Source organism: Bartonella sp. AA89HNZF (genome assembly GCF_042196905.1).
Lineage (GTDB): Bacteria > Pseudomonadota > Alphaproteobacteria > Rhizobiales > Rhizobiaceae > Bartonella.
Window position 1 is genome coordinate 1 of record NZ_JBHIRD010000061.1, and the last position, 2,018, is coordinate 2,018.

Sequence of the window (2,018 nt, forward strand, 5' to 3'; positions counted from 1 at the left end):
AGAGAAGCGCTTAGAGACCTTAAGAGAAGAGTTTGAAGATTTGAAAGAGTGTTCATTAGACGAAGTGCTCTGAATGAAGGAATAAAACAGATGAAGATACCCGATCATGAACATGAATATTTGATACCGGTCGCGACGAAAGAGGAAATCAGAGAAGGGACTTCTCAAGACAGCGTTGTTGTTCCGAAGCTTTTAGGAACGGCATCTTTGTATTCGTATGAAACCTTTGCGCCGTTAGAGCAGGTTGTTAATGCACGTCAAGAAGCAGAAAAAGCCATGTCGCGTGCGAATGGTGCGCAACAGGTTGCAGAAGAATCGAAGAGGGTTTCGGAACAAGCGCTTAGCGAAGTGACGAAAACAGTTCAAACAGCGACAACAGCGCTTACGACGTCTCATGAAGCGAAGGAAGAAGCTAAAGCAGCGACGACAACGGCTAGCCTTGCGAAAGAGACAGCGGATACAGCCAATGGCTTAGCAGAAGAAGCCAAGAATACTTCTGATGCAGCGAAGCGCATGGCAGAAGAGACAAAAGCAGCAGTCGATAGAGCCTCAGGGGAAATCAATAGTACGAAAGGTTCATTGGCTACGGCATTGCAAAGTTTTGAAGAGGTCAAACAGAGCAGTGAGAATGCTGTTAATTTATCGACCGAAGCCAAGAGGTTAGCCGATGAATCGAAGACCATTGCAACGCGTGCAGAACAAACAGCAAGAGAAGCTTCACAAACAGCAACAGAGACGACGCAAGTAGCAGCGACGGCGGTAGCAACGTGTCATGAAGTTAAGACTGTAGCCATGCAAGCAAGTCTAAAGGCAGATGGAGCCAAACAGGCAGCCGATGATGCCAAGGATATTGCAGAACAAGCAAAAGAGTTATCAGAAGGTGCGACATCTTCTGTTACAGAACTCACAAAAACAGCCTCACAAGTACAAGCGGGAGTAGAGACAGCATTAACAGCTTCAAGAGAAGCCAAATCACAATCAGAGGCAGCTGTAAGCACGTCAGAAGAGGCGAAAGGTTTAGCGGAAAAAGCGAATACGGCATCTACAGAGGCGCAAAAGGCATCAGAACAGGCATTAAGAGAAGCGACTTCTGCGAAAACAACAGCGGGCGGGGCATCTAGTATAGCCAATGATGCGAAAGGGATTGCTGAGGCAGCTAAAACATTATCAGAAGAAGCAAAACGGTTGGCAGCAGCATCACAGGAGACAGCAGAAACAGCAAAGGCTAAAGCCGAAAGTGTAGAGGCAGTTGCGAATGAAGCAAAATCTACAGCGACTACAGCATTAACAGAAGCAAGAGAAGCTAAGAGTACGGCATCTGAGGCGAAGGGTTTGGCGGAGGAAGCGAAAAGCGCCGTTGATAAGGCGACAGGGAAAGTAGAGCAAGCTGTAAAAGAGGCTAGCGATGCGAAATCTAAAGCAGAAAATTTAGAGACTGTTGCGACTGAAGCGAAATCCACGAGTGAACAAGCAAGTCAAACCGCCTCTAGTGCAAAAAGCTTATCAGAAGAAGCAAAAGAAGAAGCAAGGAGCGCCAAAGCGACAGCCTTAGAAGCCAAAAGTGCGTTGGATAGTGCACAGACGAAAGCCGAGCAAGCGCAACAGAGTGCAACAGAAGCAACACGAATAGCCAACGAAGCGAAGGTAGCAGCAGAAGCATCGGTGCGTTCAGGAGAAACGGCAGGTGAAGCGAGTGTGGAGGCGTTGAAGGGTATAGCTACAGCAGCAAAGAGTAAAGCGGAAGCAGCAGAGAAGGTAGCAGAAGAAACGAAAGGTGTTTTGGATGGTCTAAAACAAGTAGCAGGTAGTGCGAAGTCTATAGCCGAAGAGGCAAAGAAGGTAGCTGATGGTGCACAAAAGAAGGCATCACAGGTAGAGACAGTAGCGGGTGAAGCTGAAAAGATAGCAAAAGAAGCCAAACAGACAGCAGGTTATGCCAAGCATGATGCGGAGCAAGCGCGTAGTGAGGTGGAAAATGCAAAAAGCACAGCGAATGCAGCGTGGAATAAAGCCCACAA

1 pseudogene is annotated in these 2,018 nt (G+C 47.6%); it reads left to right on the plus strand.

Annotated elements, in window-relative coordinates:
- Positions 1-90: 90 nt before the first annotated feature.
- Positions 91-2,018, plus strand: a pseudogene (locus ACFIN0_RS09615) (hypothetical protein); the annotation flags it as partial.